Origin of the sequence: Spirillospora sp. NPDC052242, assembly GCF_040679555.1 — a bacterium.
GTDB lineage: Bacteria > Actinomycetota > Actinomycetes > Streptosporangiales > Streptosporangiaceae > Spirillospora.
This window is the reverse complement of the sequence record NZ_JBFAUZ010000002.1, coordinates 273,048-293,985: the sequence shown is the minus strand read 5'-3', so window position 1 is coordinate 293,985 and position 20,938 is coordinate 273,048. Positions and strand designations below refer to the sequence as shown.

The window sequence follows — 20,938 nt, the reverse complement described above, 5'->3', positions numbered from 1 at the left end:
CGCCCCCAGCCGTGTCATGCGGGCCGCGACGCGGTCGCTGGACGGGTCGTCGAGCCGGTCGACGATCCGGCCGTCCGCCAGGAACACCACCGTGTCGGCGTAGGACGCGGCGACCGGGTCGTGCGTCACGATCACGACCGTCCGGCCCAGGCCGTCCACGGCCTCCCGCAGCAGGGTGAGGACGTCGCGGGCCGTCATCGTGTCGAGCGCGCCCGTGGGCTCGTCCCCGAACAGCACCTCCGGCCGGGTGACGAGGGCGCGGGCGATCGCGACCCGCTGCTGCTGGCCGCCCGACAGCTCCGCGGGCCGGTGCCGGGACCGGTCGGCGAGCCCGACGCGGTCGAGGACGTCCCGCAGCCACGCCCGGTCCGGCCGGGTCCCGGCGAGCCGCAGCGGGAGGGTCACGTTCTGCTCGACGGTCAGCGACGGCACCAGGTTGAACGCCTGGAACACGAACCCGACGCGCCCGCGGCGCAGCTCGGTCAGCTTCGTCTCGCTCATCGACGACAGCTCCGTGCCGCCGAGCCGGACGCTCCCGGACGTCGGGGTGTCCAGGCCCGCCGCGCAGTGCAGGAACGTGCTCTTTCCGGACCCGGACGGCCCCATGATCGCCGTGAACCGGCCGCGCGGCAGCTCCGCCGTCACCTCGCGGAGCGCCGCGACCGCGCCGCCGCCCCGGCCGTAGACCTTGCTGACCGTGTCCATCCGTACCGCTGTCTCCATACCCTCGAGTCTTCTGACCTGGGCGTTCGCGGACCAGAGACGTGCTCACCGGGCACCCGTGATCTCGTCATGGGAGAAGCCGTGACATCGGCGACCTGATACACCTAAAGCGTGATCAAGGTGCTTCTGGCGGACGACCACCACGTCGTCCGCAGCGCCCTCGCCGCCCTGCTGAACCTGGAGCCCGACCTGACCGTGGTCGCCGAGGTCGAGCGCGGCGACGAGGTGCTCCCGGCGGCGGCGCGGGCCGAGCCGGACGTCGCCGTCCTCGACATCGGGATGCCGGGCATGGACGGGCTGGCGGCCGCGGCGGCCCTGCACGAGGCGGCGCCCGCGATCGCGACGCTCGTCCTGACCGGGCACGGCGGGCCGGGCCACCTGCGCCGCGCGCTGACCGCGCACGTGCGGGGCTTCCTGTTGAAGACGGCGCCGCCGGAGGAACTCGCGGACGGCATCCGCAAGGTCGCGGCCGGGGAGCGGGTCCTCGACCCGCGGCTCGCGCTCACCGCGTGGGACCTCGCCGACAACCCGCTCACCCCGCGCGAGACCGACGTCCTGCGGCTCGCGGCCGAGGGCGCGGAGGCGCCGGAGATCGCCGCGCGGCTGCACCTGTCGGCCGGGACGGTCCGGAACCACCTGACGGCCGTCGTCGCGAAGCTCAACGCCCGCAACCGCACGGACGCCGCCCGCATAGCGCGCGAGGCCGGCTGGCTCTGACCGGCGTGCGGGTGGCGGGCGGGCGTTAGGTGGGGTGGGTGAGGGTGGCGTCCAGGCGGAAGTGGCCTTGGCCGTCGGCGCGCGCTGAGCGTGCCCTGGTGTGCGGCCAGGCGGGTGGTGAGGTTGCCCAGGCCGGAGCCGGGCGGCGTGCGGGGCGCGCGCGGGTCGAGGCCGTCGTTCTCCACGGTGAGCCGCACCGCGGCGCCGTCCGCCGCCGTCGCGATGGTGCAGTGCGCGGCGGTGCTGTGGCGCAGCACGTTCGTCACCGCCTCCCGCAGGACCGTGCCGAGCACGGCCGACGCCGCCGCGTCCAGCTCCGGGTGCCGCAGGTCGGTCTCGACGTCCACGCCCGCGGCCGCCAGGACCGAGCGGGCCGACCGCACCTCGCCGTCCAGGGACAGGTCGGCGCCGCCGCCGACGGCCGCGCGCAGGTCGGTCCGCGCCCGTCCGGCCATCTCGACGACCTCGGCCAGTTCGGCCCGCGCCCGCCCGGGGTCGGCGGCGGCCAGCCGCCGGACCAGCTCGCACTTCAGCAGGATCGCGGCGAGGGTGTGGCCGAGCAGGTCGTGCAGGTCGCGGGCCGCGCGCAGCCGTTCCTGGACGGTCGCGGCGCGGGCGAGCTCCTCCCCCGCCGCCCGCAGGTCGCGCACCGACCGCGCCAGCTTGACCAGCCCGTACACCACCAGGCCGGACACGAGCGTGCTGACCGTGTAGTTGACGACGGCGGCGGCGCCGTGGCCGAGGAGGTGCGCGGCGATCCCGGCGGCCGCCATCGTCGCCGCCACCGGGAGGACGGCGGTCCGCAGCGGCAGCGCGACCAGCAGGGCGCCCGCGAGCAGGCCCGTCACGCCCAGCCCGAACGTCGCCGCCGGTCCGGGCCACGCGGCGGCGTCCCCGGAGATCTGCAGGAGGAGCTTGGCGAGGAAGGCGGCGAGCACCGTCGCGAGCAGCGTCACCGACATCCGGTAGGCGGCCCGGTCCGGCAGGGCCACCGGACGTTCGCCCGCCGGGACGGCCGCGTCGACCGTGAACCGGCCGTCCGCGCCGAGCCCGGTGGCGAACGCGCCGCCCGCCGACCGGACGCGTTCCGCGGCGGGCGCGAGCGCCTTCGCGCCCTGCGCCGCCGTCCGGACGCCGTCGTTCGTCACGCGCAGCCGCACCAGGCCGCCGTCCTCCGAGGTCTCGATGACGCAGTGCTCCGCGCGGCCCTCGCGGACGACGTCCGTGACCGCCTCGCGCAGGACGAGCGCCAGCAGCGCCCCGGCGGGCCCGAGGGGTTCGCGGTGGCGGCTCCGCACGTCCGTCCGGACGTCCGCCGCCTCGAGCAGCGCGCGCGCCGCCGACACCTCGGGGGCGAGGGACATGCTCCGGAAGTCGGCCGCCGCCGCGCGCGCGTCGTTGAGCGCCCGCCGGGCGACCGGGAGGACGGCGTCGATCTCCGCGGGCCGGTCGAGCGCCCGGCGGCTGCCCTCGGTGACGGCCGCCAGCCCCTCCCCGAGCCCCCGGTTCAGTTCCGCCGCGATCCGCAGCCGCTCCCGCTCGATCGCCGCGATCGTCAGCGGCAGCCGCGCCGCCGCCGTGTCGTCCACGCGTTCCGCCAGCCGGACGAGCCCGTAGACGACGAGGCCCATCAGCCCGACGGTGATCGCCGCGTCGGCGGGCGCCCCGTCCCGGGCGGCCTCGATCGCCGCGCCGCTCGCCACGACCGGGACGGCGAGGGCGCGGCCGCGCGACAGCAGCAGGGATCCGGTCGTGAAGCCGAGGAGGCCGACGGACGTGCCGCACGCGACCGCCCCGTACGCGAGCGCCGCCTGGGCGGCGGCCGTCCGCGGACCGCGCCACCGGGCGGCGCGGGGCGCGAGGCGGGCGAGCGCGGCGGCGAGCACGCCGAGGACCAGGACGGCCGCGATCGCCGCCGCGGCCGGCCCGTCCGCCCGCGACGGCGCCGCGAGGACGTGGACGCCGGCGAAGGCGGCCATGACGGCGCCGGCGATGAGCCGTGCGCGCCCGCTCTCGGACACCGGTTCCTCCCGCTACGCCCTTCGGGAGCAGTCTCCCACGCCCACTAGTTGACAGTCACCACTTTTTGACAGTTACTCTCATATTCGACAGACAATCAACTGGAAGGCACCGTCATGGAAGTGGGATTCGGCCGCCGCTGGGTCGGGCTGGGGGCGCTGGCGCTGAGCATGCTCGCGCTCGGCTTCGACATGACGATCCTCAACGTCGCCCTGACGACCCTCTCGGCCGACCTGGACGCGGGCACCCGCTCGCTGCAGTGGATCGTCGACGCGTACCTGCTCGTCTTCGCCGCGCTGCTGCTCCCGGCCGGGCTGCTCGGCGACCGGTTCGGCCGCAAGCGGCTGCTGCTCGCCGGCCTCGCGATCTTCGGCGCCGCCTCGCTCGCCGGCGCGTTCGCGGACGGGACGGCCGGAGTGATCGCCGCGCGCGCGTTCATGGGCCTCGGCGCGGCGATCGTGACGCCGCTGTCGATGTCGGTGATCCCGGCGATCTTCCCGCCGGACGAGCGCACCCGCGCGGTCGCGATCTGGTCGGCGTCGACCGCGCTCGGGCTGCCGCTCGGGCCGCTGCTCGGCGGCTGGCTGCTGGAGAACTTCTGGTGGGGCTCGATCTTCCTGATCAACGTGCCGGTGGTCGCCGTCGGCGGCGTCGCCATCGCCCTGCTGCTCCCCGACACCCGCGACCCGGCCGCCCCGCGCGTGGACGTCCCGGGCGCGCTGCTGTCGATGGGCGGCCTCGTCGCCCTGGTGTTCGGGGTGATCGAGGCCCCGGTGCACGGCTGGGGCGACCCGCTCGTGCTCGGCTCGCTCGCCCTCGCGGCCGTCCTCCTCACCGGGTTCGTCCGCTGGGAGCGCCGGGCGCGCGAGCCGATGATCGACCTGCGGCTCCTGCGGGACGCCCGGTTCGGGTGGGCCCTCGTCGCGGCCGTCGCGGCGAACATGGTGATGGGCGGCGCCCTGTTCGTCGTGCCCCAGTTCCTGCAGGCGGTGCAGGGCAACGACGCCTTCGGCACCGGGCTGCGGCTCGTCCCGCTGCTGCTCGGCCTCATCGCGGGCGGGCTCGCCACCGACCGGATCGCGCCGCGCACCGGGCACAAGCCCGTCATCGTGGCCGGGACGGCCGTGCTCGCGGCCGGGCTCGGCTGGGGCGCCCTCGGCGACGCCGGCGCCGGGTACGCGACGGTCTGGCCCTGGCTGGCGGTCGTCGGCGCCGGCCTCGGCCTGGCGCTGATCCCCGCCATGGACGCCCTCCTGTCCTCCCTCCCCGCCCACCAGGCCGGGCGCGGGTCCGGGCTGGTGCAGACGCTCCGGCAGACCGGCGCGACGCTCGGCGTCGCCGGGCTCGGCAGCCTGTCGTCGGCCGTCTACCGCGGCGACGTCGAGGTCGGCGGCCTGCCGCCCGAGGCCGCCGACGCCGCCCGCGACTCGATCGGCGGCGCGGTAGACGCCGCCGGCCGGCTCGGCGACCCCGGCCTGCTCGCGTCCGCCCGGGAGGCGTACGTCGCGGGCATGGACGCCGTGCTGCTCGCGTGCGCGGCGGGCGCGCTCGTCACGGCCGTCCTGCTGTGGCGGTTCCTGCCGGGCGGGACGGCCGGTGCGGGTGCGGCCGCCGGCGGCGATGCCGCAGAATCGACCCATGAGCACGCCGCCTCCTGAGCACGCCGACCGACTGAACGACCGGATCGACCGGCTGCCGCTGCGGGAGCGCAAAAAGCTGAAGACCCGGAGGGCGATCCAGGACCACGCCCTCCGGCTCTTCACCGAGCAGGGCTACGACGCGACGACCGTCGAGCAGATCGCGGCGGCGGCCGAGATCTCGCCGAGCACGTTCTTCCGCTACTTCCCCACCAAGGAAGACGTCGTGATCGACGACGAGTACGACCCGGTCATGGCGGAGGCGTACCGCGCCCAGCCGGCGGAGCTGTCCCCCATCGACGCGCTGCGCACCATGCTCGCCGAACTCCTCCCCGAACTGCACGGACCCGACCTGGAGAAGCTGCACGCCCGGCTGCGGCTCATCACCGACGTCCCCGCGCTGCGGGCCCGCATGTTCGAATCGATGAGCACCGGCACCTGCGCCATGCTGCGGGACGTCGTCGCCGATCGCACCGGCCGTCCGGCGGACGACGCGGACGTCGGGACGTTCGCCTGGGCGGTGACGGGCGTGCTGCACGCCGCCGTCTACCAGTGGCTCGACGGCTCCGGCGGGTCCGCCGGCCTCGCGGCCGTCATCGACCGGAACCTGGAGTTCCTCGGCCGCGGCTGCCCGCTGTGACCCGTCAGCCGATGCTGGCGGCGATCTGGTCCGCGACCTGCTTGGCGCGCTGCGGGTTCACCCGCACGGCGCCCTTCATGTTGTTCGTGTAGACGTTCTGCACCTGGACGACCGTGCCCCGCCGGGGCGCGGCGATCATCTTGCCCTCGCCGATGTACAGCGCGATGTGCGAGATGTAGCCCGGGGCGGTCGGGTCGTTCGCCCAGATGAGCATGTCGCCCGGCTCGGCCTTCTCGTAGGGGATGACCCAGCCGGCGCGGGCCTGGTCTGCGGCGACGCGCGGCAGCGTGATGCCCGCGCGGGCGAACGCGTACTGCATGAGCCCGGAGCAGTCGTAGCCGCCCTCGGCCTCGGACTCGCCGCCCCACACGTACGGCCAGCCGCGCCGGCTCGCGGCCGCCTCGATGACCGTCCGCACCTGCCCGGCCGTCATCACCTGGCCGTTGGACTCCGGCACCGACCCGGCGGACGGCGTCTCCAGCTCGGGCGTGACCGGGACGGCCTTGGCGCCCTTCGGCAGCCCCTTCTTCAGCTTCTTGATGAACGCCTTCGGGTCGGCCTTCGGGACGCTGATCAGCATCGCGTTGCCGGTCGGCACGCCGAGCCGCTCCGCGGCCTCGTGCGTGATGACCGCGTCGACGTCGGGGATGCCCATCGTCGCGTACGCGCCGACCCGCATCGTCTGCTGCGCCTTCGCGCCGCCGACCGGCACCCGGCTGCCGAGCTTCACGCCGCCGTCGTTGCCCATCGTGAACGAGATCGCGACGTCGCCGCCCGCGATGTTGCGCCACAGCGCGTCCGACTTCGCCGTCGGCTCGGGCGTGTAGTTGCGGAACGTGGACGGGTTCACGCCGAGGACCCCGACGCGTTCGCCCGCCACCACGCCCTGCACGGCGTCGACGACCTCGACGCCCCGCACGCCCTTGGCGGCGCGCACCTTCTGCACCAGCGTCGGCGACAGCGTGGACGGCGCCGCGACCAGCACGTGCGGCTCGAGCCGCTTGCCGAGTGGCGCGACCGCCTCCGGGGACACGTCGTCGAAGCTGCCCGCGGCGGCGACGTAGTTCGCGCGGGCGGGCGACGCGGGCGCCGGCTCGGCGGCGGGCCCGCCCCGCACCAGCAGCACCGTGACGTTCGCGCCCAGCGTCGTCGCGACCGAAACGCCGATGATCGTCGGTAGCACCCGGCGGTTCGGCTTTCGCACTGGCACGCTCCTCGTCGGTCGGACTCCGGGGCTCGGATCTGAACTGGGGCCGTGCCCCCACGGGGCGGACGCCCGCACGGCGTCCGCCGTCCAGATACCCGGCCCCGCGCCGGACACCCTCGTCCGTCGTTCCCCATCGGGTACGACCCCGATATTGCTACCAATAGGTAACACCAAGGCAGCGGGAGATCAACGCCACGTTCCCACAAAGTGGACGGTTACTTCAATTGCCCGCGAAGTTCGCGCCTCAGGTCGTCCGTGGACGTCACGGGCAGGCGGCAGACGAACCCGCGGCACACGTACGCGGCCGGTGCGCCGTCGACCGGGAGGCGGCCCTCCAGGAGCGGCACCCCGTCCCGACCCGGTTCGCCCACGCTGACGACCGCGCCCGGCGCGACCGTCAGCAGCGCGGTGCGGTGCAGGGCGCGAGTGCGCGCGTCGTCCCGGTCGCCGACCACCGCGATCTCCACCGGTCCGGTCGCGAGGGCCTCGGCCACCGCCAGCCCCCAGCCCGCGAAGCGGGCGTGCTGCGCGGCGAGCGCCGCCGCCGGGGCCAGCGCCTGCTCCGCCGCCTGCCGGTGCCAGTCCGAGCCGGTCAGCGCGGCGAACGACAGCAGCGCGCCCGCCGCCGCGAACTGCCCGGACGGCGTCGCGTTGTCCGTCGGGTCCTGCGGCCGCCGGAACAGCCGCTCCGCGTCGTCCGCGGTGTCGTAGAAGCCGCCTTCCCCGTCGGCGAACCGCTCCAGCACGGTGTTCAGCAGCTCCCCCGCCAGCCGCATGTGGCCCGCGTCGCCGGTGACGGCGTGCAGCGCGAGAAGGCCCTCGGCGACGTCGGCGTAGTCCTCCAGGACGCCCGCGTTCGCGCCCGCCGCACCGTCGCGGGACGTCCGCGCGAGGCGCCCGTCGCGCTCGTGCACCTCGACGAGGAGGGCGACGATCTCCTCGGCGGACCTGACCAGATCCGGCCGGTCGAACATCGCCCCGCACTCGGCGAGCGCCGCGACCGCGAGGCCGTTCCACGCCGCGACGACCTTGTCGTCGCGCGCCGGGGGGATCCGCTGCGAGCGCGCCTCCAGCAGCGCCGTGCGGACGCGCCCGTACCGCTCGGGGTCGTCGGGGTCGGCGAGCAGCTGCAGGACGGACGTGCCGTGCTCGAACGTGCCCGTGACCTCGAACAGGCCCTCGGCGTACGCGCCGTCGTCGTCCCCGAGGACCTCCCGGAGCTGCGCGGGCGTCCACACGTAGTACTTGCCCTCGACGCCCTCGCTGTCGGCGTCCAGCGCGGACGCGAGGCCGCCCTCGGGGGTCCGCAGGTCGCGCAGCATCCAGTCGCACGTCTCCAGCGCGATCCGCCGCGCGAACGCCGACCCCGTCAGCCGCCACCAGTGCGCGTACACCCGGGCCAGGAGGGCGTTGTCGTACAGCATCTTCTCGAAGTGCGGGACGACCCACGCCGCGTCCACCGAGTACCGCGCGAACCCGCCGCCGAGCTGGTCGTACATGCCGCCGCGGGCCATCGCCTCGAGGGTGTGCCCGGCCATCGCGAGGGCCTGCGCGTCGCCCGTCCGGGCGTGGTGGCGCAGCAGGAACTCCAGCGCCATGGACGGCGGGAACTTCGGCGCCCCGCCGAACCCGCCGCGCGCCGCGTCGTAGGACGACGCGAGCACCTGCACGGCGTGCGCCAGCCGCTCGCCGTCCGGGGCCTCGCCGCCGCCGAGCCCGGTACCGCGGGACGTCAGCGCCTCCACGACCTTCTGGCCCTGCCCCGCGACCTCGTCGCGCTGCTCCGTCCACGCCTTGTGGACGGCCTGCAGCAGCGACCGGAACTGCGGGCGGGGGAAGTAGGTGCCGCAGTAGAACGGGTGCCCGTCCGGGGTCATGAACACCGTCATCGGCCAGCCGCCCTGGCCGGTCATGGCCTGCGTGGCCTCCATGTAGACGGCGTCGACGTCGGGCCGTTCCTCGCGGTCCACCTTCACGTTGACGAACAGCTCGTTCATCAGCCGCGCCGTCTCGGCGTCCTCGAACGACTGGTGCGCCATCACGTGGCACCAGTGGCAGGCGGCGTATCCGACGGAAAGGAGAATCGGCACGTCGCGCTCTCTGGCCTCGGTGAAGGCACCGTCGGACCACTCCCACCAGTCCACCGGATTGTCGGCGTGCTGCAGCAGGTACGGGCTGGTCGCGTCCTTGAGCCGGTTCATGCCTCGATCCTGCCCGATCCGGGCATTCCCTCACCCCTCGCCGAGGCCCGCCACGGCGGACTCGATGGCGCGGTGGAAGGTCGGATAGGCGTAGATCATCTCCCGCAGGGCGGCGACCTTCGCCTCCGTGTGGACGGCGACGGCGAGGGCCCCGAGGATCTCCCCGCCGGCCGGGCCCGCGGCGGTGGCGCCCACGAGCACGCCCCACTCGGTGCTCTCGACCAGCTTGATGAAGCCGTCGTTGCCCGACTTGTGGATGAACCCCCGCGACGAGTCCGACAACTTGACCGTCCCCGTGCGGACCGGCAGGTTCTGGTCCCGCGCCTGCGCCTCCGTCAGCCCCACCGCGCCGATCTCCGGGTCGGTGAACGTGACCCGCGGCACCGCCCGGTACGACGCCGGGGAGCCCTCCTCGCCGAGGATGTCGCGCACCGCGATCGCCGCCTGGTACATCGACACGTGCGTGAACTGGCCCTTGCCGGTGATGTCGCCGATCGCCCACACCCCGTCGGCCGCCCGCATGTTGCCGTCCACCTGCACCGCGCGCGCGTCCTCGTCCAGCCCGACGTGCTCCAGGCCGAGGCCCCGCAGGTTCGGGCGCCGCCCGGTCGCCACGAGCAGCCGGTCGGCGGCGATGGAGCCGCCGTCCGCGTGCACGGTGAACTCGTGCCCGTCGTAGGCGACGCGGTCGGTCCGCAGCTCGGTGCGGACGCCGATGCCCTCCCGCTCGAACACCCGCCGGACGAGCTCGCTCGACTCGGGCTCCTCGCGGGGCAGCAGCCGGTCGTCGGCCTGCACCACCGTCACCCGCGTGCCGAACCGGGAGAACGCCTGCGCCAGCTCCACCCCGACGACCCCGCCGCCGAGGACGATCATCGACGCGGGGGCCTCCGTGGCCTGCACGGCCTCCCGGTTCGTCCAGTACGGGGTGCCGTCGAGCCCTTCGATCGGCGGCGACGCGGGCGACGTGCCCGTGTTGAGCAGGATGCCGCGCCGCGCCCGGAACGTCCGCCCGTCGACCGTCACCTCCCGGGGCGCGGTGATCCGCCCGCGCCCCCGCACCAGCTCGACGCCCTTCCCGGTGAGCCGGTCGGCCGCGACCGTGTCGTCCCACGAGTCCGTCGCCTCGTCCCGGATCCTGGCCGCGACGGGCGTCCAGTCCGGCCGGACGGCCGCGTCCCCCGCCATCCCCGGGATCCGCTCGCCGTCCGCCACCAGCCCCGCGGCCCGCACCATCATCTTCGTGGGGATGCACGCGTAGTACGGGCATTCGCCGCCGACCAGCCGCGACTCCACCGCGACCACCGACAGCCCCGCCTCGGCGAGCCGCCCCGCCGCGTCCTCGCCGCCCGGCCCGAGCCCGATGACGACGACGTCCACTTCCTCGGTCATGATCGCCATCCTGCCCCGGATCCGGGCGTGTCACCCGTCAGGTCCCGCGACGCGGCGGCATCGCGATCCGGTCCAGATCGTGAACCAGCGCGATCTCCCCGTCGAACACGGCCGCCGCCTCGTCCCGGAACCGGTGCTCCTCGTCGGCCCGGTACCGCTCGGAGAAGTGCGTGAGCACCAGCAGGCGCACCCCCGCGTCCGCCGCGACCTTCCCGGCCTGCGCCGCCGTCAGGTGCCCGTACTCGGCCGCGAGCCCCGCGTCCTCGTCGAGGAACGTCGACTCGATCACGAGCATGTCCACCCCGTCGGCCAGCTCCCCGACCCCGTCGCACAACCGGGTGTCCATCACGAACGCGACCTTCTGCCCGCGGCGCCGGACGCTGCACTCCTCGAGCGTCACCGTGGACCCGTCCGCCCCGGTCACACGCCCGTCCTCCTGCAGCCGCCGCACGTCCGGGCCCCGGACGCCCCGCGCGGCCAGGCGCTCCGGGAGCATCGTCACCCCGTCGGGCTCCGCCAGCCGGTAGCCGTACGCCTCGACCGGGTGCGACAGCCGCCGCGCGACGAGCGTGAACGGCGCGTCCCCCACGTCGAGCGTCATGCGATCGCCCGACACCGGGCGTTCCCGGACGACGTCGGTGTCCCGGAACACCGACGCGTGCCGCAGCCGCTCCCAGTACCGCGCGCCGCTCGCGGGGAACGCCGCGCGCACCGGGTGCTCGACGCCGTCCCGCGCGATCCGCTGCACCACGCCGGGCACCCCGAGGCAGTGGTCCCCGTGGAAGTGCGTCACGCAGATCCACGTGACGTCGTGCGCCGACAGGCCCGCGCGCGTCATCTGCCGCTGCGTGCCCTCCCCGGGGTCGAACAGCAGGCCGTGCCCGTCCCAGCGCAGCAGGTAGCCGTTGTGGTTGCGGGCCTTCGTCGGCACCGCGCTGGCGGACCCCAGCACGGTCAGATCGCGTGCGGACATCTGCCCATGGTGCCGCCCCGCCCCGCCGATAAGCACCCGGTTATCCTGGCCGCCCGTCTCCAGCGCCCGTCTACAGAGGGAGCCGTCACATGGCCGGTGGCAAGCGCGACAGGATCAAGATGACGCCCGACGAGGTCGCGTCGTACCTCGCCGACAACTTCAAGGTGCAGGTCGCCACGCTCAACAAGGACGGCGCACCGCACCTGGTCACGATGTTCTACGCACTCCTCGACGGCAAGATCGCCTTCACGACGTACAAGTCGTCGCAGAAGGTCGTGAACCTGCGCCGCAACCCGACCATGACGTGCCTCGTCGAGGACGGCGTCGAGTACAACGAGCTGCGCGGCGTCCAGCTGAACGGCCGCGGCCTCGTCATCGAGGACCGCGAGGAACTGCTCAAGGTCGGCCGCGTCGTCGGCTCCCGCATGGCGGGCCTGCCCGTCCCAGCCATCGGCGAGCCCATCGACCCCGCGATCGAGGCGGGCATCGAGCAGGCGATGTCCAAGCGCGTCCTCATCGTGATGGACCCGGAGGAAACCGTCAGCTGGGACCACCGCAAGGCCTGACCGGACGATCGCTCGCACGCCCGAGGTCACGCTCCGCGCGGGGGACGTCCCTCCTCGGTCACGTGCTCTGCGGCTTCGCGGGCGGCGGTCGCGGCGGTCTCGTCGCCTCGCTGGCGGGCCGCCTCGGCCAGGTGCGCGTAGGCGTCCGCCTCCAGGTCGGGGGCGTCCAGGATCCGGAGGGCGTCGAGGGCCTGGCCGAAGAAGTTCACGGCCGCCACCGGACGGTCGGCTTGCAGGTACGCCTCGCCGAGGGTGAGCAGGGCGCGGGCGCGGTGGTACTCGTCGGGTTCCGGCAGGGCCGCGAACTCCTCGGGGAGGGGGCCGAGGAGGTCGATGGCGCGGTCGACGGCGCCGTCGGCGGTCAGCGCGCGGCCGAGGTTGAGGCGGGCCAGCAGGACGGCCCCGTGGTCGGCGCCGCGTTCGGCCTCCCGCAGGGCCTCCTCGAGGGTCTCGACGGCCTCGGCGCGGCGCTCGCGTTCGAGCAGCGCGAGGCCGTGCTCCTCGAGGCCGGTGTCGGGCGCGGACGTCAGGTAGTGGTCGAGGACGCGGCGGAGCGCGGCCTCGCGCTCGCCGGGGTCGTCCTCGGCCGCGGCGTGCTCGGCGGCCCGGACGCGGACCGGGCCGGGCAGCGTGTAGCGGCCGCCGCCGGCGTCGACCGCGAGCCCGCGGTCGGCGAGCGCCCGGAGCCGGGCGAGCGTCTCGTCCTCGGGCCGGTCGGCCAGGACGGCCGCGGCCGGGAGCCCGATGCCGTCGGCGGGCTGCAGGGCGAGCAGCCGCAGCAGCCGGGCGGCCGCCGGCTCCAGCTCCCGGTAGGAGTCCTCGAAGTTCGCGCGCACGTCGAGGGTCCTCCCCGGACGCGCCGCACTCCAACCCGTCCGCTACTCGGCGGGCTTCGCGCTCCCGGCGGCGGCCTGGCGGCGCTCCCACGCCTCCTGCTTCAGGTCGGCCTCGCGGGGCGCGTTGATGTTGCGCAGCCGCTTGTTCATCGACCGGATGAGGAAGAACAGGGCGACGAAGAACGCGATGAAGAACGCGAACCCGAGCACGCCCGGGGAGACCGTGGTGTCGTTCAGGGGATAGTCATCGGCGAGGACTGGAAGCACTACAGACACACCTTCTCCCGGATGCCGGCGAACAGGTCGTCCTCCGGCAGCTCGGTGTCGACCAGGGACCTGGCCAAATGGTAGTCCTCGGTGGGCCATGCCTCGCGCTGGAGGTCCAGCGGGACGACGAACCAGAACCCGTTCGGGTCGATCTGGGTGGCGTGGGCGAGCAGCGCCTTGTCGCGGGTCTCGAAGTGGTCGGCGCAGTGCACGCGGGTCGTGACGTCCCACGGCTGCGGGCGCTCGTCGAAGCGCTCCGTCCAGTCGTGGTAGGGGGATTCGAGCCCGGCGTCGAGCATCGCCGTGTGCAGGGCGACGATCCGCTCCTTGTTGAACGTCATGTGGTAGTAGAGCTTGAGCGGCTGCCACGGCTCGCCCTCGTCCGGGTACCGGTCGGGGTCGCCCGCGGCGTCGAACGCCTCCGCCGAGATCTCGTGGGTCTTGACGTGGTCGGGGTGCGGGTAGCCGCCCTTCTCGTCGTAGGTGAGCAGCACGTGCGGCCGGAACTCCCGGACGGCCCGGACGAGCGGCGCCGCGGCCTTCTCCAGCGGTTCGAGCGCGAAGCAGCCCTCCGGGAGGGGCGGCGGCGGGTCGCCCTCGGGGAAGCCGGAGTCGACGAAGCCGAGCCAGCGCTGCTGCACGCCGAGGATCTCGCGGGCCCGCGCCATCTCCTCGTTGCGGACCCGGCCGATGTCGGCCTTGATCTCCGGCCGGTCCATCGCGGGGTTCAGGATGTCGCCGCGCTCGCCGCCGGTGCAGGTGACCACCAGCACTTCGACGCCCTCGGAGACGTAGCGCGCCATCGTCGCCGCCCCCTTGCTGGACTCGTCGTCGGGGTGGGCGTGCACCGCCATCAGCCGCAGCGGCTCGTTCCCGCCGGACGGGCGGTCGAGCGTCGTACCGTCGATGACCTCGGACACCTGGGGATCTCCCTCTCAGCGAACACTGCGGGCCGTGAAAAGCGGCCCCGGTTCGGAGCACGCGCCACGACAGACGAGAATTGTTCCTGACAACGTCGCACCCCGCACGGAGATTCCCGCCATGACCACGAGCGTGTCCGACGCCGCAGCGCCCGCCGGCGAACCGGTCGACAGGGCGAAGACCGTCCGCGGACGGATCGGCCTGGTGGTGATCGGCGTCCTGGTGGTGCTCGCCGCCGGCGGCTTCGGGATCATCGCGGGGTTCGCCGGTTCGACGACCCCGGGGATCGCGTCGCAGACGGTCGCCTACGACATCACCGAGAACACCGTGAAGATCAGCTATTCGGTGGCGAAGCCGGAGGGCGACCCGGTGCGGTGCACGATCGACGCGTTCGACACCGACTTCAACATTCTCGCGGAGAAGACGATCGTCGTGCCCGCCGGAAAGTCCGGCGCGACGGGGACCGAGACGCTGCGGACGCCGCGGGAGGCGACCGGCGCGCGCATTCACGAGTGCGCGAAGGCGACCGGATGAGCGCAGGCCGGGCGGACGTCCGTGGAACGTGACGGGCCCGGCGGGCGTTGATGACCGGTGACCGGCCGGCGCATGGACGCGTCCGGCCGGGGCATGGGGTTCGCGGCGGCGAAACGGCCCGGCGCACCCGTGCGAAATCCGCGGCCGATGCCGAACCGTGATTGGCAGATTGCCGACGACGAGTTCAGGGAACCTTTACCCGCACACACCGGATAGGCTAGAGGTTTCACCCGGCCGCACTTCATGTCGATGTGACGCTCTCCCACCGGTGGGCGAGCGAGGATCGAACCATGTGATGAGGAGTACCCGTGACCGAGACCCGCGCTGACAAGGACGTCACCTGGCTGACCCAGGAGGCGTACGACCGGCTCAAGGCGGAGCTGGACCACCTGTCGGGCCCGGGCCGCATCGAGATCGCTCAGAAGATCGAGGCGGCGCGGGAGGAAGGGGACCTGCGCGAGAACGGCGGCTACCACGCGGCCAAGGAGGAGCAGGGCAAGATCGAGGGCCGGATCCTCCAGCTCCAGGGCATCCTGGAGAACGCCCGCGTCGGCGAGGCGCCGCGCACCGAGGGCCTGGTCGGCCCCGGCATGACCGTCACGGTCACGTTCGAGGGCGACGACGAGGAGGTCACCTTCCTGCTGGCGTCGCGCGAGGAGGTCGGCGCCCCCATAGACGTGTACTCCCCCAACTCCCCGCTCGGTTCCGCGATCAACGGCAAGAAGGTCGGCGAGAAGGCCACCTACACGCTGCCGAACGGCCGGAACATGACCGTCGAGATCCTCGACGCCACCCCGTACGGCGCCGCCTGAGCGGCGGAGGCCCACCGCCGGGAGAACGCAGTTCGGCCCGTCGTCCCCTTCCGGGGCGGCGGGCCGCTCGCGTTCCCCGGCCGCCCCGGCCCGCGTCAGCGGGACGGCCGGGGCCGCGCCCCTCCCCCGGGTCCCGGCTGCGGGCGGCCGGACGCGGCGCGGACCAGCGGCAGCGTCCGGTACGGCACCTGGGTGACGAGGGAGATGACGGACGACGCGCGCTCGACGCCCGCGACGTCCACGATCGCGTCGATGACGCGCTGCAGGTCGGTGTTGCTGCGCGCGACGACGCGGCACAGCATGTCGCCGGGCCCGGTGATGGTGTGGGCCTCGATCACCTCGGGCACCTGGGCGAGCCGCGCGGCGACCGGGTCGTGGCCGCCGCCCTGCCGGAGCTGGAGGGTGACGAACGCCGTGACGCCGTACCCGAGCGCGGCCGCGTCGATCTCGGGGCCGAACCCGGCGATGACGCCGTCCCGGGCGAGCCGGTCGAGCCGGGCCTGGACGGTCCCGCGCGCGACCCCGAGCCGGCGGGACGCCTCGAGCACCCCGATCCGCGGCTCGGCGGCGAACAGTTCGATCATCCGGCCGTCCAGGTCGTCGATCGGCACGGCGTCCTCCCGGGGTCGCTGTGGTCGTGGTCACATTGCACAGATGGTCCGGCCTCGCCGACGCATCACTCTACAGATTGTTCAGTGATCCGCAGCTCTCTTGCGCACCTTGTAGGCGTCTATGGACATTGGGTGGCATGGATGAGTTTCCGGTCAAGGGCATGGACGCAGTCGTCTTCGCCGTCGGCAACGCCAAGCAGACGGCGCACTACTACTCGACCGCCTTCGGGATGCGGCGCGTGGCCTACCGGGGCCCGGAGAACGGCAGCCCGGACGAGGCGGTGCACGTGCTGGAGTCGGGCGGCGCCCGGTTCGTCTTCCGGGGGCCGGTGAAGGCCGGCACCGACATCGGCCGGCACGTCGCCGAGCACGGCGACGGCGTGGTCGACCTGGCGATCGAGGTCCCCGACGTGGAGGCGGCCTACCGGCACGCGCTCGCCAAGGGCGCGACCGGGGTCGAGGAGCCGCACGTCCTGGAGGACGAGCACGGCAAGGTGACGATCGCGGCGATCCGCACCTACGGCGAGACCCGCCACTCGCTGGTCGACCGCTCGAACTACACCGGCCCCTACCTGCCGGGCTTCGCCGCCGCCGACCCGATCGTCGAGCCGCCGGAGAAGCGGTACTTCCAGGCGATCGACCACTGCGTCGGCAACGTCGAGCGCATGGACGAGTGGGCCGAGTTCTACCACCGGGTCATGGGCTTCACCGACATGGCGGAGTTCATCGGCGACGACATCGCCACCGAGTACTCGGCGCTGATGTCGAAGGTCGTCGCGGACGGCACCCGCAAGGTGAAGTTCCCGCTGAACGAGCCCGCCGAGAGCAAGAAGAAGTCGCAGATCGACGAGTACCTGGAGTTCTACGGCGGGCCGGGCGTCCAGCACATCGCGCTCGCCACGAACGACATCCTCGCCGCCGTCGACCGGATGAGCGCGGCGGGCGTCGAGTTCCTCAACACCCCCGACTCCTACTACGAGGACGCCGAACTGCGGGAGCGCATCGGCGAGGTGCGCGTCCCGGTCGAGGAACTGCAGAAGCGGCGCATCCTGGTCGACCGCGACGAGGACGGCTACCTGCTGCAGATCTTCACCAAGCCGGTGCAGGACCGCCCCACGGTGTTCTTCGAGCTGATCGAGCGGCACGGCTCGCTCGGGTTCGGCAAGGGCAACTTCAAGGCGCTGTTCGAGGCGATCGAGCGCGAGCAGGAGCGCCGCGGCAACCTCTGACGGGCACCGCCCCCGGGCGCGCCGGACCGCGTCCGGTCGCGTCCGGGGCCGGACGGCCGGGTCGCGCGGCGGTGCCCCGGACGCCCGGAAACGGGCACACTGTGTGCCCATGAGCGAACCGCCGCAGAACCCCGGGCCCGGCGACGACGACCGTACGGGCCCGGACGCCCCCAGGCCCGACCTCTCGAAGAACCCCGAAGCCCCCGCGGCGCCCACGCCCGAGGCCCCGGCGGGCGCGGAGGCCCCGGCCGACGACCGTCCGCCGCCTTACCAGGGCGTCTACGGCGCCGCCCCGGGACAGCAGGGGTTCGCGCCCCCCGGGCCGCCCGTCCAGCACCCGGGTCAGCAGCCGTACGGCGTCCCGCCGCAGGGGCAGCCCGCCTACGGGCCGCCGGGATACGGGCCGCCGCCCGGCTACGGGGCGCCCGAGGACATGCTGGCCGGGCGCTGGGCGCGGCTCGGCGCGGCCGTCCTCGACAGCCTCATCCTCGGCGTCCTCATGGTGCCGATCATGCTGGCGGCCATCCGCTGGGACCGGTTCACCGAGATCGTGGAGTCCGGCGAGCCGATCACGGACCCGATGGAGGTCTACAACATCCCGGTGCTGCTCACCGGGTACGTGATCGTCTTCGTCATCGGCTTCGCCTACTACACGATCACGCAGGCGAAGTGGGGCCAGACGCTCGGCAAGCGGGTCTGCGGGATCCGGCTGGTGAACGCCGCCGACCATGCCGCGGTGGGCTGGGGGCAGGTCGCGGGACGCCAGGCGTTCGTGTACGGCATCTCGATCCTCACGGTCGTCCTGAACTTCACGGTGCCCGCCGTCGCGTTCCTCGTCAGCGTCCTCGCCACGCTGGACAACGCGTGGATCCTGTGGGACCGGCAGCGCCAGTCGCTCCACGACAAGGTCGCCGGGACGGTCGTCGTGAAGGTGACGCCGTGGACGGCCGACCCGTACAAGAAGTCATGACGCCGGGACCTGCCGGACAACCTTTGCTCAGCGACCGGTAAACATTCCGGCCCCCCGGACGCGGCCACGTTTGGAGGGGGCCGCCTCGGCCCAGGTCAACGTCATGACGCATCGGCCGAACGACCCCGGCTCCGGGGGAGAACCGGAGGACTGGCCGCCGCCCGAGCAGCGGCCCCAGGGGCAGGGGCACGGACCGCCCCCGCCCGACCGGCCCGGCGAGCCCCGCCCCGGCCCCGACCGCCCCGACCAGCCCGGACAGGGGGGCCAGGGGGGCCAGGGGCAGCCCGGCCAGGGCCAGCCCGGGTACGGGGAACCGGGATACGGCCAACCCGGATACGGCCAACAGGGCTACGGGCAGGAGCAGTACGGCCAGCCCGGATACGGCCAGTCCGGGTACGGGCAGCCCGGATACGGGCAGCAGGGGTACGGGGAGCAGCCTCCGCCGTACCCGGGGTCCTACGGGGGCGGTCCGTACGGCGGGCAGCAGCACGGCGGGCTTCCCGGATACGGCGGCGGGCACAACGAGTACATCGACCCGTCGGCCGGGCTGGCGAGCCGATGGGCGCGGCTCGGGGCGGGCATCATCGACCTCATCGTCCTGTCGATCATCTCCGGGCTGATCTCGCTGCCGTTCGTCAACTGGGACACCGTCGTCGATCCCGAGCCCGGCGAGTACGCCTACAACGGCATGCAGGTGTGGACGAACCTGATCGCCATCATCGTGGGCTTCCTCTACTTCTGGCTCATGCACGCCAAGTGGGGGCAGACGCTCGGGAAAATGCTCCTGCGGATCCGGGTCGTGCGGGAGGAGGACGGCGGGCCGGTCGCGACGAGCCAGGCGGCGGCGCGGTCGGCGTTCTACAGCGTGCTCGGCGGGATCTGCGGGTGCATCGGGTTCATCGACGTCCTGTGGATCCTGTGGGACCGGCGCAAGCAGGCGCTGCACGACAAGATCGCCCGGACGGTCGTCGTCAAGGCGGATCCGCAGGCGCCGAACCCCTATGCCATGCGCTGACGGCCGTTTCCGGAGGTATCCGAGTTGCCGGGCGCGTCCCGTCCGGGCAGGCTGGACGGCGTGAACATGGCCGGACACGACCGCAGCCCCCGTCGTCCAGGCGCGCGCGCCGCAATCCGGGGCGTCGCGGGGGTGGCCGCCCTGGCCGCCGCCGGGACCCTGACCGCGTGCCAGCTCCCGGGCGGGGACGACCCCGAACGGGCGCCGGGCGCCGCAGCGACCGGCCCGGCGGGGCCCACGACCGCCGGGGACCCGTACGTCCCGGGCGACGGGAACGGCGGGTACGACGTCCGGCACTACGGGCTGAAGCTGACGATCATGCCGGACGCCGCCGAGCAGCTGTCCGGGACCGCGACGATCACCGCGAAGGCGACCGCGCGGCTCGCCCGCTTCAACCTCGACCTCACCGACCTGAAGGTCGGTGAGGTCACGGTGAACGGCGCGCCCGCGCGGACGCAGCGGGCCCAGGGCGAGCTGGAGGTCACGCCGGCCGAGCCGCTGGAGAAGGGCGCGGAGTTCACCACGGTCGTCGCCTACTCGGGGACGCCGGAGCCGGTGAACGACCCGATCCTCGGCACGTACGGGTGGATCCGCACGCCCGACGGCGTGTTCGTCGCGTGCCAGCCGAGCGGCGCGCAGACCTGGTTCCCGAGCAACGACCACCCGTCCGACAAGGCCCTGTTCGACTTCGAGATCACCGTGCCGGCGGGCCTGGCGGCGGTCGCGAACGGCGTCCCCGAGTCGCTGCCGGGCGGCGGGATCCCCGGCGGCGGGGAGCCCGGCACGCCGCCGGGGACGACCCCCGGCGGGCCGGAACCGGACCCCGGGACGCCCGAAGAGCCCCAGGGGCCGGGCGGCGCGCCGGGACCGGCGGTCAGCCCGATCGGCGCGCGCGCCACCACGACGTCGAAGTGGCACGTCGAGAACCCGATGGCGACCTACCTGGCGACGGTGACGGTCGGCGAGTTCGCGTTCCGCAACGGCAGCACCGCGTCGGGCGTCCCGGTGATCTCCGCCGCGGACCCGTCCACGTCGACGAGCCTGGACGCCTTCCACCGCGAGAACACGCGGGTCACCGAGGAGTTCTCGAAGCTGTTCGGGCCGTACCCGTTTGCGTCGTCGGGCGGGATCGTCGACAACGCGTCCGTCGGGTTCGCGCTGGAGACCCAGACCCGGCCGGTGTACGGGGCGTACGGCGTGACGCCGACGCTCATCGCGCACGAGCTGGCGCACCAGTGGTTCGGCGACAGCGTCAGCGTCACGCAGTGGAAGGACATCTGGCTGAACGAGGGCTTCGCCACCTACGCGGAGTGGATCTGGGGCGAGCGGTCCGGCGGCCCGACGCTGCAGGAGCAGTTCGACCGGCTGTACGAGACCGGCGGGGACGAACTGTGGGGCGTCCCGCCCGGCGACCCCGGCCGCAAGGACATGTTCCACCGGTCCGTGTACGACCGGGGCGCGATGACGCTGCACGCGCTGCGCACCGAGGTCGGCGATGCCGCGTTCTTCGAGATCCTCAAGACGTGGACGAAGGAGAAGAAGAACGCGAACGTCACGACGCCGCAGTTCGTCGAGACGGCGGAGCGGGTCTCCGGCAAGCAGCTCGACTCCCTCTTCCAGGCGTGGCTCTACGAGCGCGGCCGGCCGCCGCGCTGACCCGGCGGCCGT

The 20,938-nt window shown here is 73.7% G+C and carries 18 protein-coding genes and 2 pseudogenes; 10 read left to right on the top strand and 10 right to left on the bottom strand.

What is annotated here, in order from left to right:
• Positions 1 to 3: 3 nt before the first annotated feature.
• Positions 4 to 723: pseudogene (locus AB0L25_RS03170) on the bottom strand (ABC transporter ATP-binding protein); the annotation flags it as partial.
• Between the two features lie 111 nt (positions 724 to 834).
• On the opposite strand from AB0L25_RS03170, the gene AB0L25_RS03165 reads away from it, so the two are divergent.
• Entirely contained in the window at positions 835 to 1,440 is a 606-nt protein-coding gene (locus AB0L25_RS03165) for a response regulator transcription factor (RefSeq protein ID WP_500168100.1), read from the top strand.
• 425 nt (positions 1,441 to 1,865) lie between these two features.
• On the opposite strand, the pseudogene AB0L25_RS03160 reads toward AB0L25_RS03165, so the two are convergent.
• Positions 1,866 to 2,213: pseudogene (locus AB0L25_RS03160) on the bottom strand (histidine kinase); the annotation flags it as partial.
• Positions 2,214 to 3,575: 1,362 nt separating this feature from the next.
• On the opposite strand from AB0L25_RS03160, the gene AB0L25_RS03155 reads away from it, so the two are divergent.
• Entirely contained in the window at positions 3,576 to 5,117 is a 1,542-nt protein-coding gene (locus AB0L25_RS03155; RefSeq protein ID WP_500168061.1) for an MFS transporter, read from the top strand.
• Entirely contained in the window at positions 5,098 to 5,736 is a 639-nt protein-coding gene (locus AB0L25_RS03150) for an acyl-CoA-like ligand-binding transcription factor (protein ID WP_500168059.1), read from the top strand. The genes AB0L25_RS03155 and AB0L25_RS03150 overlap by 20 nt, the downstream gene beginning before the upstream one ends.
• A 4-nt stretch (positions 5,737 to 5,740) precedes the next feature.
• Here AB0L25_RS03150 and AB0L25_RS03145 read toward each other — a convergent pair whose 3' ends face one another.
• The 4 genes from AB0L25_RS03145 to AB0L25_RS03130 form a co-directional block, all read right to left on the bottom strand.
• Complete coding sequence (locus tag AB0L25_RS03145; RefSeq protein WP_500168058.1) at positions 5,741 to 6,940, bottom strand: C40 family peptidase; 1,200 nt, start codon at positions 6,938 to 6,940, stop codon at positions 5,741 to 5,743.
• Positions 6,941 to 7,158: 218 nt separating this feature from the next.
• Complete coding sequence (locus AB0L25_RS03140; RefSeq protein ID WP_500168056.1) at positions 7,159 to 9,144, bottom strand: thioredoxin domain-containing protein; 1,986 nt, start codon at positions 9,142 to 9,144, stop codon at positions 7,159 to 7,161.
• A 30-nt stretch (positions 9,145 to 9,174) separates the two neighbouring features.
• On the bottom strand, positions 9,175 to 10,536 hold the full coding sequence (locus AB0L25_RS03135; protein ID WP_500168054.1) for a dihydrolipoyl dehydrogenase family protein: 1,362 nt from the start codon (positions 10,534 to 10,536) through the stop codon (positions 9,175 to 9,177).
• 37 nt (positions 10,537 to 10,573) lie between these two features.
• Positions 10,574 to 11,509 carry a ribonuclease Z gene (locus AB0L25_RS03130; protein WP_500168052.1) on the bottom strand — a complete coding sequence of 312 codons (936 nt, stop codon included), beginning with the start codon at positions 11,507 to 11,509 and terminating at the stop codon, positions 10,574 to 10,576.
• Between the two features lie 89 nt (positions 11,510 to 11,598).
• On the opposite strand from AB0L25_RS03130, the gene AB0L25_RS03125 reads away from it, so the two are divergent.
• On the top strand, positions 11,599 to 12,075 hold the full coding sequence (locus AB0L25_RS03125; RefSeq protein WP_500168050.1) for a pyridoxamine 5'-phosphate oxidase family protein: 477 nt from the start codon (positions 11,599 to 11,601) through the stop codon (positions 12,073 to 12,075).
• Between the two features lie 26 nt (positions 12,076 to 12,101).
• On the opposite strand, the gene AB0L25_RS03120 is transcribed toward AB0L25_RS03125, so the two are convergent.
• From AB0L25_RS03120 to mca, 3 genes are read right to left on the bottom strand one after another with little or no spacing between them, the layout of a single operon-like run.
• Positions 12,102 to 12,911, bottom strand: coding sequence for a hypothetical protein (locus AB0L25_RS03120; RefSeq protein ID WP_500168048.1), 810 nt, complete (start codon positions 12,909 to 12,911; stop codon positions 12,102 to 12,104).
• A 42-nt stretch (positions 12,912 to 12,953) separates the two neighbouring features.
• A complete protein-coding gene (locus AB0L25_RS03115; protein WP_500168046.1) occupies positions 12,954 to 13,178 on the bottom strand; it encodes a hypothetical protein in 225 nt (74 codons plus the stop codon).
• A complete protein-coding gene (gene mca / locus AB0L25_RS03110; RefSeq protein ID WP_500168098.1) occupies positions 13,178 to 14,032 on the bottom strand; it encodes a mycothiol conjugate amidase Mca in 855 nt (284 codons plus the stop codon). Before mca ends, AB0L25_RS03115 begins: the two co-directional genes overlap by 1 nt.
• A 187-nt stretch (positions 14,033 to 14,219) precedes the next feature.
• Here mca and AB0L25_RS03105 point away from each other — a divergent pair, with 187 nt between their 5' ends.
• The gene (locus AB0L25_RS03105; protein ID WP_500168044.1) at positions 14,220 to 14,633 is read left to right on the top strand and encodes a DUF4307 domain-containing protein; all 414 of its coding nucleotides are present in this window, start codon (positions 14,220 to 14,222) and stop codon (positions 14,631 to 14,633) included.
• A gap of 308 nt (positions 14,634 to 14,941) precedes the next feature.
• Positions 14,942 to 15,445: a transcription elongation factor GreA gene (gene greA / locus AB0L25_RS03100; RefSeq protein ID WP_500168042.1), complete on the top strand. Its 504-nt coding sequence runs from the start codon at positions 14,942 to 14,944 to the stop codon at positions 15,443 to 15,445.
• Positions 15,446 to 15,540: 95 nt separating this feature from the next.
• Here the strand turns inward: greA and AB0L25_RS03095 are convergent, their stop codons facing one another.
• On the bottom strand, positions 15,541 to 16,056 hold the full coding sequence (locus AB0L25_RS03095; RefSeq protein WP_500168040.1) for an Lrp/AsnC family transcriptional regulator: 516 nt from the start codon (positions 16,054 to 16,056) through the stop codon (positions 15,541 to 15,543).
• Between the two features lie 137 nt (positions 16,057 to 16,193).
• Here AB0L25_RS03095 and hppD point away from each other — a divergent pair, with 137 nt between their 5' ends.
• From hppD to AB0L25_RS03075, 4 genes are all read left to right on the top strand, one after another.
• Positions 16,194 to 17,285, top strand: a complete 1,092-nt coding sequence (gene hppD, locus AB0L25_RS03090; protein ID WP_500168038.1) for a 4-hydroxyphenylpyruvate dioxygenase — start codon at positions 16,194 to 16,196, stop codon at positions 17,283 to 17,285.
• A gap of 109 nt (positions 17,286 to 17,394) precedes the next feature.
• Positions 17,395 to 18,255 carry an RDD family protein gene (locus AB0L25_RS03085; protein ID WP_500168037.1) on the top strand — a complete coding sequence of 287 codons (861 nt, stop codon included), beginning with the start codon at positions 17,395 to 17,397 and terminating at the stop codon, positions 18,253 to 18,255.
• 103 nt (positions 18,256 to 18,358) lie between these two features.
• Positions 18,359 to 19,270 carry an RDD family protein gene (locus tag AB0L25_RS03080; RefSeq protein WP_500168035.1) on the top strand — a complete coding sequence of 304 codons (912 nt, stop codon included), beginning with the start codon at positions 18,359 to 18,361 and terminating at the stop codon, positions 19,268 to 19,270.
• 66 nt (positions 19,271 to 19,336) lie between these two features.
• Positions 19,337 to 20,926 carry a M1 family metallopeptidase gene (locus AB0L25_RS03075; protein ID WP_500168096.1) on the top strand — a complete coding sequence of 530 codons (1,590 nt, stop codon included), beginning with the start codon at positions 19,337 to 19,339 and terminating at the stop codon, positions 20,924 to 20,926.
• Positions 20,927 to 20,938: the final 12 nt, after the last annotated feature.